Source organism: Stenotrophomonas sp. GD04054 (assembly GCF_029836955.1).
Classification (GTDB): Bacteria; Pseudomonadota; Gammaproteobacteria; order Xanthomonadales; family Xanthomonadaceae; genus Stenotrophomonas; species Stenotrophomonas maltophilia_A.
Genome location: NZ_JAOECR010000090.1, coordinates 1 through 8,469, shown reverse-complemented (window position 1 = coordinate 8,469; position 8,469 = coordinate 1). Strand labels below are relative to the sequence as shown.

At 68.4% G+C, this 8,469-nt stretch carries 8 protein-coding genes; 4 read left to right on the top strand and 4 right to left on the bottom strand.

Annotated elements, in window-relative coordinates:
• Positions 1-8: 8 nt before the first annotated feature.
• A complete protein-coding gene (gene dmeF, locus N7573_RS22025; protein ID WP_279943288.1) occupies positions 9-986 on the bottom strand; it encodes a CDF family Co(II)/Ni(II) efflux transporter DmeF in 978 nt (325 codons plus the stop codon).
• 48 nt (positions 987-1,034) lie between these two features.
• On the opposite strand from dmeF, the gene N7573_RS22020 reads away from it, so the two are divergent.
• Positions 1,035-1,319, top strand: coding sequence for a metal-sensing transcriptional repressor (locus N7573_RS22020; protein ID WP_032130410.1), 285 nt, complete (start codon positions 1,035-1,037; stop codon positions 1,317-1,319).
• On the opposite strand, the gene N7573_RS22015 is transcribed toward N7573_RS22020, so the two are convergent.
• Positions 1,307-1,693, bottom strand: coding sequence for a MerC domain-containing protein (locus N7573_RS22015; RefSeq protein ID WP_180838300.1), 387 nt, complete (start codon positions 1,691-1,693; stop codon positions 1,307-1,309). The genes N7573_RS22020 and N7573_RS22015 overlap by 13 nt on opposite strands.
• Positions 1,694-1,762: 69 nt before the next feature.
• Between N7573_RS22015 and N7573_RS22010 the strand changes: the two genes are divergently transcribed.
• A complete protein-coding gene (locus N7573_RS22010; RefSeq protein WP_032130408.1) occupies positions 1,763-3,088 on the top strand; it encodes a GTP-binding protein in 1,326 nt (441 codons plus the stop codon).
• A 72-nt stretch (positions 3,089-3,160) separates the two neighbouring features.
• Here the strand turns inward: N7573_RS22010 and N7573_RS22005 are convergent, their stop codons facing one another.
• Both N7573_RS22005 and N7573_RS22000 read right to left on the bottom strand, forming a co-directional pair.
• Positions 3,161-4,768, bottom strand: coding sequence for an ATP-binding cassette domain-containing protein (locus N7573_RS22005; RefSeq protein WP_279913691.1), 1,608 nt, complete (start codon positions 4,766-4,768; stop codon positions 3,161-3,163).
• 240 nt (positions 4,769-5,008) lie between these two features.
• Positions 5,009-5,908, bottom strand: a complete 900-nt coding sequence (locus tag N7573_RS22000; RefSeq protein WP_049461440.1) for a LysR family transcriptional regulator — start codon at positions 5,906-5,908, stop codon at positions 5,009-5,011.
• A 228-nt stretch (positions 5,909-6,136) separates the two neighbouring features.
• On the opposite strand from N7573_RS22000, the gene N7573_RS21995 reads away from it, so the two are divergent.
• Both N7573_RS21995 and N7573_RS21990 read left to right on the top strand, forming a co-directional pair.
• Positions 6,137-7,315, top strand: a complete 1,179-nt coding sequence (locus N7573_RS21995; RefSeq protein WP_164225711.1) for a serine hydrolase domain-containing protein — start codon at positions 6,137-6,139, stop codon at positions 7,313-7,315.
• Positions 7,312-8,469: MFS transporter (locus N7573_RS21990; protein ID WP_279943287.1), on the top strand; the 1,158-nt coding region annotated here is incomplete at its 3' end. The genes N7573_RS21995 and N7573_RS21990, both read left to right, overlap by 4 nt.

The window sequence follows — 8,469 nt, the reverse complement described above, 5'->3', positions numbered from 1 at the left end:
GATGCGGGTCAGGCGCTGCGGTGAATCTCCACCGTCACGTGCACCAGCTCCTCATGAATCGCCAGCGCGTTGCGCACGGTATCGGCATCCAGACTGACGTCGCTGGTGACCACGCTGGCGCTGACCGCGTACTTGCCGCGACCCACCTGCCAGACGTGCAGGTCGGCCAGGCGTGCCGGCCACGGGCCCTGTTCGATCACTTCGCGTACTTCGGCCACCACCGGCGCATCCATCTGCGCGTCGAGCAGGATGCGGCCGCTGTCGCGCAGCAGGCCGATCGCCCAGACCGTCACCAGCACGGCGCCGACCAGGCCCATCACCGGGTCCAGCCAGGTCAGGCCCAGCAGCTTGCCGCCAAGCAGGGCGACGATGGCCAGCACCGAGGTGGCGGCGTCGGCCAGCACGTGCACGTAGGCCGAGCGCAGGTTGAGGTCGTGACCGTGCGCATGGCCGTGATCGTGGTCGTGCCCGTGATGATGGTCATGCCCATGCCCATGCCCATGCCCATGATGGTGATGCGCGTGGCCCGGGCTGTCGTGCAGCCACCAGGCGCAGAGCAGATTCACGCCCAGGCCCACCGCTGCAATGGCGATGGCTTCGTCGTAATGGATCGGTGCCGGCACCCACAGCCGTTCCAGCGATTGCACGGCCATCAGCGCGGCGACGCCGAGCAGGGCGATGGCGCTGGTATAGCCGGCCAGGATCTCGATCTTCCAGGTGCCGAAGGCGAAGCGCGGATCGTGCGCGTAGCGCCGCGCGCAGCGGTAGGCGAACACCGAGAGGCCCAGCGCCAGCGCGTGCGAACTCATGTGCCAGCCGTCGGCGAGCACGGCCATGGAGTTGAACCACCAGCCGCCGACGATCTCCACCAGCATCATGGCGACGGTGAGCCACAGGGCGCGGCGGGTATTGCGTTCGGCCAGCGGGTTGCCGTCGTCGAAGCGGTGTTCGTGGCGACGGGCGGCGGCGAGGGCATCCAATTGCATGGCGACGGGAGCTGGAGTGGATACCCCCATAGGGTATATGATCCCGCCATGGCCCATGTACACAAGAATCGAAAGCAGCTGCTCACCCGGGTACGCCGTATCGCGGGTCAGGTGGCGGCGTTGGAGCAGGCGCTGGACAAGCCCGAGGGGGAAGCGGGGGACTGCGCGGGCGTGCTGGTGCAGGTCGCCGCCGTGCGCGGTGCCGCCCACAGCCTGCTGATGGAGCTGCTGCACGAGCACCTGCAGGAACATGTGGTGGGTGCCGATGACCCGCAGCAGCGGGCGGACGAGGCTGCGGTGCTGGTGGAGCTGCTGCGCCGCTACGGCAAATAGCAGGGGTAGTGCCGGTGCCGCGCGTTCCAGATATGCGTGGCGGCCAGCAGCAGGCTGCCGGTGACCGTCATCGGCGTTTCCAAGTCATGTGAGGGCAAGGCCAGCGCTCCGGCCAGCAGCAGGCCGAGCCCGGCGCCGGCGGTGGCCCAGGCCAGCACGGGCAGTGGGTGACGGCGCTCGGCCCGCCACAGCGCGTAGCCGGTCAGTGGCAGGGCAATGGCCACGAACAGCAGATGCACCCATTCCGCTTCGGCCCACGCGCCGAACAGCGGCAGCGCGGCGGCCAGCAGGGGCAGCGCCAGGCAGTGCAGCAGGCACAGGCTGGACAAGGCGACCGCGCCGGCATCGAGCAGGGCGGCAGAAGGCGACTTCATCAGGGGAGGTTCCTTGCGCGGCAATTGTTATACAGTAACATTTCCGTTCCGCAGCCAACCCGCTCCGACATGAACACTGTTTCCCGCGCCGACCGTCGCCTTCCGGTCACCGTGCTGTCCGGCTTCCTTGGGGCCGGCAAGACCACCCTGCTCAACCAGATCCTGCGCAACCGCGAGGGCTTGCGCGTGGCAGTCATCGTCAACGACATGAGCGAGGTCAACATCGATGCGCAGCTGGTGCGCGAAGGTGGCGCCGAGCTGCGCCGCACCGAAGAGACGCTGGTGGAGTTCAGCAACGGCTGCATCTGCTGCACGCTGCGCGATGACCTGCTGCAGGAAGTGCGGCGCCTGGCCGACGCGGGTCGTTATGACTACCTGCTGATCGAGTCGACGGGCATCGGTGAGCCGATGCCGGTGGCGGCTACGTTCGCGGTGCGCGACGAGCACGGCTTCAGCCTGAGTGATATCGCGCGGCTGGACACGATGGTGACGGTGGTCGACGGCAGCGCGTTCCTTGCCGACTTCGGCTCGACCCTGCGCCTGGCTGAACGCGGCCAGCAGGCCGGGCCGGAGGACGATCGAGGTGTGGTCGATCTGCTGTGCGAGCAGGTGGAGTTCGCCGACGTGATCGTGGTCAGCAAGGTCGACCAGGTGGATGACGAGGTGCTGCAGGACACGCTGGCGGTACTGCGTGGCTTGAACCGGGATGCGAAGCTGCTGCTGTCCAGCTTCGGTGATGTGCCGTTGGCCGAGCTGCTGGATACCGGTCGCTTCGACATGGAGCGTGCGCAACGCGCGCCGGGCTGGGTGAAGGAACTGCGGGGCGAGCACACACCGGAAACCGAAGAGTACGGCATCGGCAGCTTCGTCTACCGTTCGCGGCGTCCGTTCCACCCCGCGCGATTTGCCCGCGCGCTGCAGTCGGGCATGCCCGGCGTGATCCGCAGCAAGGGCTGGTTCTGGCTGGCCAACCGCATGGATTGGGTAGGCGAGTTGAACACCGTGGGCGCGGCGACGCGGACGCAGGCGGCGGGCTTCTGGTATGCCGCGCGCGACCGCGTGCGTGCCGGTCTGGAAGACACTGCGCCGTTGTTGCCGCCGACACCGCTGCCTTACAGCGACCTCGGCTGGGCGCGGCAGCAGGCCGATTGCTGGAGTGCGCCGCTGCCGGGGCTGGAGGAATTCCCGGATGCAGCCGCGCACACGGCGATGCAGCGGCTGTGGCACCCGTTGTGGGGGGATCGCCGCCAGGAGCTGGTGGTGATTGGTGTGCACATGGATGAGCGTGCGGTGCGCGCGGAGCTGGATGCGTGCCTGCTCAATGACCAGGAGCTGCGGGCGGGGCCACTGCTGTGGCAGCAGATGCCACAGGCGTTCCCGGTGTGGAAGCGCTGATGGTGCATTGAGGTTTCTTGGGCTGCCGGCCAGCGGCCGGCACTACCCCGGGTCGATACGCCATGCGTGGATCTACAAGGCGTCACGCCACTGCCAGCCCTCGGTGCTCACCTGCAGCACCTGGGTCGGCCGCAACGCCTGCAGCAGGTGCCGGTCGTGGCTGACCATCACCAGTGCGCCCGGCCATGCCGCAAGCAGTTCTTCCAGCGCCTGTAATGCACTGAGGTCCAGTGCATTGCCGGGCTCGTCCAGCAGCAACAGTTGGGGCGCGGGATCGGCGTAGAGCACACTGGCCAGTGTGCCCTTCACCCGTTCGCCATCGCTGAGGCTGCGGGCGGCGCGCTGGATGCGCTGTGCGTCCAGACCCAACAGGGCCAGGCGCGTGCGCAGCTCCCCGGGGTCGGCACTCGGGTTGGCGGCCTGCACGCTGTCGAGGATGCTGCACCCGCCGGACAATCCCAGCAGCTGCTGGTCGAGCAGGGCCAGTGGCGCATGCCGTTGCACGATGCCGCTGCGTGCAGGCAGCTGGCCGGCCAACACACGCAGCAGGGTCGATTTGCCGCTGCCGTTGTCACCGACCACGGCAATGCGCTGGCCGCGGCGGATCTCCAGCTGCAACGGGGCACTGCAGCCATGTGGCAGCACCAGCGCCTCGGCCTGTAGCAGGCGCGTGCTGCCACGGTCACCCGCACCGGCGAACAGTGCCAGTTCCGGCGCCGCGTGCACCGCCGATGCCGCTGCGCGCAGATGCTCTGCGCTGGCCTGCAGGCGTTCGGCCTGCACCTGTTGTGCGCGGCCGTGGCTGGCCTCGGCGCGCTGCTTCTGCCGGCCAAGCAGGATCGGGGCCTGGTTGGCCTGCTTCGCATCGCGGTTGCCACGCGCCTGGCGTTGTTGTTGCCGTTCGTGCTGTTCGCGCGCGCTGCGTTGCTGCTGCCGATGCTGCGCACGTGCATGGTCAAGCTGGGCGGCGGCGGCTTCACGCTCGGCGGTGCGAGCCTCGGCGTAGTGCTGCCATGGCCCACCATAGCGATGCAGGCCACGCCCATCGAGTTCGACAATCTGCTGCATGCGGCCCAGCAGCTCGCGATCATGGCTGATCGCCAGCAGGCCGCCGCGCCATTGCTGCAACTGCTCGTACAGTTGCTGGCGATGACGCGCATCAAGGTGGTTGCTGGGTTCGTCCAGGATCAGCCAGTCGGCACCGCTGGCCCACGCGCCGGACAGTGCCACCTGCATCGCCTGGCCGCCGCTGAGGCGCGCAGCAGGCTGGGCGTGATCGAGATCATTGGGCAAGCCCAGCGCCTGCCATTGTTGCTTCAGGCGTTCGCGCAGATCCCAGCGGTCGCCTATGCAGGTGAAGTCGGCCTCATCGACGCTGCCGGCTTCGATGCGTTGCAGTGCGGCCAGTTCCGCGCCGACGCCGGCCAGTTCACCGACCGTGCCGGCGGGTGGATAACCGGGTGTCGGCAACAGGAAAACGCGGCCACTGCCACGCACCTGGCCACTGTCGGGCAGCAGCCGGCCGGCCAGCAGGCGTGCGAGCACGCTTTTGCCAGCGCCATTGGCACCGACCAGGCCGGTGGCGACCGGTTCGAAGGAAAACGACAGATCGGAAAACAGCGGGCGGCCGTCGGCCAGCCGATACGACACGCGATCGAGCGTGAGGGAATGTGTGGTCATGCGACCTCCATGGATGCCGGGTTCTCCCCTGCGCGCAGGGGCGGGAAGAGTCAGGCCGTCTGTTGTGAAGACGGCGGCATCAATGGCGCATTGGTCGCGAGCCTCTGGGAGGGATGAGGGGAGATTATACCGCCCGCAGGGCATGCGAATTGTAGAGTCGAGCTTGCTCGACTGCTTTTGAGGAGCAGTCGAGCAAGCTCGACTCTACGTGGCACGGCCATCGAGCGCGGATCTACCGGCCTACGGCACGGTTTCCAGGCGCGCGCTGACGAAGTCGATGAATACCCGCAGCTTCGGAAGCACGTGGCGGCCGGAGGGCCACAGCAGGTGGAAGATGCCGCAGGAGTGCACATGCTCGTCGAGCACGGTCAGCAGCCGGCCGTCGGCCAGTGCATCGCGCACCGAGTGCACCGGCACGAAGGCCAGGCCGATATCGCGCAATGCAAGCGCCACCCGCGCTTCGATGGTATTGGCCACCATGTGTACCGGCAGTTCCTGCGGTGTTTCATGGTCGGGCCAGTGGATCGGCCACAGTTCCAGCTTGCCGGTGCTGGGGAAGCGATAGTGCAGCAGCGTGTGCTGCATCAGATCGGCCGGCGTGCGCGGCGTGCCGCGCCGCTGCAGGTACGCCGGCGAGGCGACGATGCGGCGTGGGAACACGCCCAGGCGTCGGGCGTTCATGCGCGAGTCGCTGGGCTCGCCGACGCGCAGCACGGCATCGAAACCCTCCTCGATGACATCGACCAGGCGGTCGCAGAAATCGAGGTCGAGGCGGATGTCCGGATACGCGGTCATGAACTCGGCCATCAGCGGCAGGGTGAGATCGCCCACCAGCGGCAGGCTGATGCGCAGCGTGCCACTCGGTGCGGCATGCGGTTGCGCCAGCTCGGTGCGTGCGGCATCGCGTTCGTCGAGGATGCGCCGGCAGCGTGCCAGGAACAGCTGGCCCTCGGCGGTGAGGGTGATGCTGCGCGTGCTGCGGTGGAACAGGCGCACGCCCAGTGCCTGTTCCAGCCGGGCAACGCATTTGCCGGCGGCCGAGGCCGAGATGCCCTGCAGGCGCCCGGTCTCGACGAAGCTGCGGGTGTCGGCCGCGTGCACGAAGGTCTGCAGATTGGCGAGGTTGTCCAGGACTGACATGGGCGTGCGGGCAATGAAAGCGGCAGGGTAGGTCGGCGCGGCTGTAGCGGACGGCTCCGCCATCGCAACACTGTGGTGCGAAGTGGTGTGGAGCCCGTTGCGGTCTTGCAGTTCCGGCCATCATGCCGATTGCGGACTGCACGGTCCATGATGCCCGGAGCCGCAACCGGCTTTTTGCACGAGGGCGTGGTGCCTAACGTGGCGGGCCTCTCCCCACGGATCACCGCGATGAACGCTGTTCCTTCCCTTGCACCTGCGCCGACGCTGCCGTCGGTGCAGCGGCTGCTGCAGCAGGTCCACCCACAGCGCCTGGTCGGTACGGTGGTGCTGGTGCGCGAGCACGGTGTGCTGCGCCACGCCAGCGCGACCGGGCTGGCCGATCGCGAGTCGGCCACGCCGATGCAGCGCGATCAGTTGTTCCGGCTGGCATCGGTCAGCAAGCCGCTGTTGACCACGGTGATCCTGCGCCTGGTAGCCGAAGGCGTGCTGGACCTGGATGCGCCGGTACAGCGCTGGCTGCCGGACTTCCGCCCGGCGCTGGCCGATGGCAGCACGCCGCCGATCAGCCTGCGCCAACTGCTCAGCCATAGCAGCGGGCTGGGTTACCGCTTCCTCGAAGCCGATGCGGATGGCCCGTACGCACAGGCCGGCGTCAGCGATGGCATGGATGCGAATCCGCTGACGCTGACCGACAACGTGCATCGCATCGCGCAGGCGCCGCTGTTGTTCGCGCCGGGCAGCCAATGGTTGTACTCGTTGGGCGTGGACGTCGCGGGCGCCGTGGCTGAAGCCGCGACCGGTGAAACGCTGCAGGCACTGTTCGAGCACTTGTTGGCCGCGCCACTGGGGCTGGCCGACACCGCATTCGCGACCACCGATGCCGCGCGGCTGGCCACGCCGTATGTGAGTGACACGCCGCAGCCGCATCGCCTGCAGGAAGGCGAAGTGGTCGCACCGTTCGAGGGTACGGTCGGCATCGAGTACAGCCTCGCCCGTGCTACCGATGCCAGCCGTTTCCCTTCGGCCGGTGCTGGACTGATTGGCAGCGCCGACGAGGTGATGGCGGTGTTGGAGGCCTTGCGCGATGTGCAAGCTTCGAATCTGTTGCCGCCCACGCTGGTGGCGGAGATGGCCAGCCCGCAGGTGGGCGAGCAGGGGCCGCCGGAACCGGCCGGCTGGGGCTTCGGGCTGGGCTTTGCGGTGCTGCGCGATGCCGCCGCCAGTGGCACACCGCAGAGCGAAGGCACCTGGCGCTGGGGCGGTGCCTACGGCCATAGCTGGTTTGTCGATCCTGCGCGTGGGCTGAGCGTGGTGGCGCTGACCAACACCCTGTACGAAGGCATGGACGGTGCCTTCGTTGATGAGCTGCGTGACGCGGTCTACGCCGATCTGGAGGCTGCGCGATGAGCGGCCATGCCATTGATGCGGCCAGCCCGGCCGGTGAAGCCACGCGCCTGCCGTGGGCGGGGCTGCTGGCGCTGGCCGGCGGCGGCTTCATCACCCTGCTGACCGAAATCCTGCCGGCCGGTGTACTGCGGCCGATGGGCGAGAGCCTGGGCGTGAGTGATGCGGCGGTGGGCCAGCTGGTCAGCGTGTACGCGCTGGGATCGGTGATGGCCGCACTGCCGATGACCGCGTTGACCCAGCGCCTGCCGCGACGCCCCTTGTTGCTGGCCGCCATTGCCGGCTTCGTGGTGGTCAACACGCTGACCGCCGTGAGCAGCAGCTATCCGCTGATCCTTGCCGCGCGTTTCCTGGCCGGTGTGAGTGGTGGCCTGCTGTGGTCGCTGGTGGCCGGCTATGCGGCGCGCATGGTGGTGCCGTCGCTGCAGGGCCGGGCAATCGCGGTGGCGATGGTTGGATCGCCGTTGGCGCTGTCGCTGGGTGTACCGGCGGGCACGTTGCTGGGCCAGCAGATCGGCTGGCGCTGGGCGTTCGCGTTGATGAGCGTGCTGGGGGTCGGCCTGCTGGCGTACGCGCGCTGGGCACTGCCGGCGCTACCGGCGGCCGCGGCCGGTCAGCGCACGTCGTTGGGTACGGTGTGGCGCATGCCCGGCGTGCGCAGCGCGCTTGCGGTGATGGTGCTGTACGTGCTGGCGCACAACGTGCTGTACACCTACATCGAACCGCTGGCGGTGGAGGCAGGCGCCGGCCGGTGGCTGGACCGCCTGCTGCTGGCCTTCGGCGTGGCTGCCATCGTTGGTATCGGCATTGCCGGTTGGGGCGTGGACCGTCATCTGCGCACGCTGGTGTGGGCGGCCGTGATCGGTTTCATTCTTCCGGTGTTGGCCCTGCTGTTGTGGCCAGGACAGGCCACACCGCTGCTGCTGGCAACGATCCTGTGGGGCGTGGCGTTCGGGTCGGTTGCGACCCTGTTCCAGACCGCGCTCGCACGCCGTGCCGGTGCTGCCGCCGACCTGGCGCAGTCGATGCTGGTGACCGGCTGGAACCTGGCGATTGCCGCCGGTGGCGTAGCAGGCGGTGTGCTGCTGCAGGCCGGTGGGCCCACCCAGTTGGGATGGTTGCCGTTGCTGCTGCTGGCGGTGACCGCTGCATGGTTG

Excerpts from the sequence above, each read along its gene's own strand:
- N7573_RS22010 (WP_032130408.1), top strand. The coding sequence starts at position 1,763 with ATGAACACTGTTTCCCGCGCCGACCGTCGCCTTCCGGTCACCGTGCTG.
- N7573_RS22000 (WP_049461440.1), bottom strand. The coding sequence starts at position 5,908 with ATGTCAGTCCTGGACAACCTCGCCAATCTGCAGACCTTCGTGCACGCG.
- dmeF (WP_279943288.1), bottom strand. The coding sequence starts at position 986 with ATGCAATTGGATGCCCTCGCCGCCGCCCGTCGCCACGAACACCGCTTC.
- N7573_RS22005 (WP_279913691.1), bottom strand. The coding sequence starts at position 4,768 with ATGACCACACATTCCCTCACGCTCGATCGCGTGTCGTATCGGCTGGCC.
- N7573_RS22020 (WP_032130410.1), top strand. The coding sequence starts at position 1,035 with ATGGCCCATGTACACAAGAATCGAAAGCAGCTGCTCACCCGGGTACGC.
- N7573_RS22015 (WP_180838300.1), bottom strand. The coding sequence starts at position 1,693 with ATGAAGTCGCCTTCTGCCGCCCTGCTCGATGCCGGCGCGGTCGCCTTG.
- N7573_RS21995 (WP_164225711.1), top strand. The coding sequence starts at position 6,137 with ATGAACGCTGTTCCTTCCCTTGCACCTGCGCCGACGCTGCCGTCGGTG.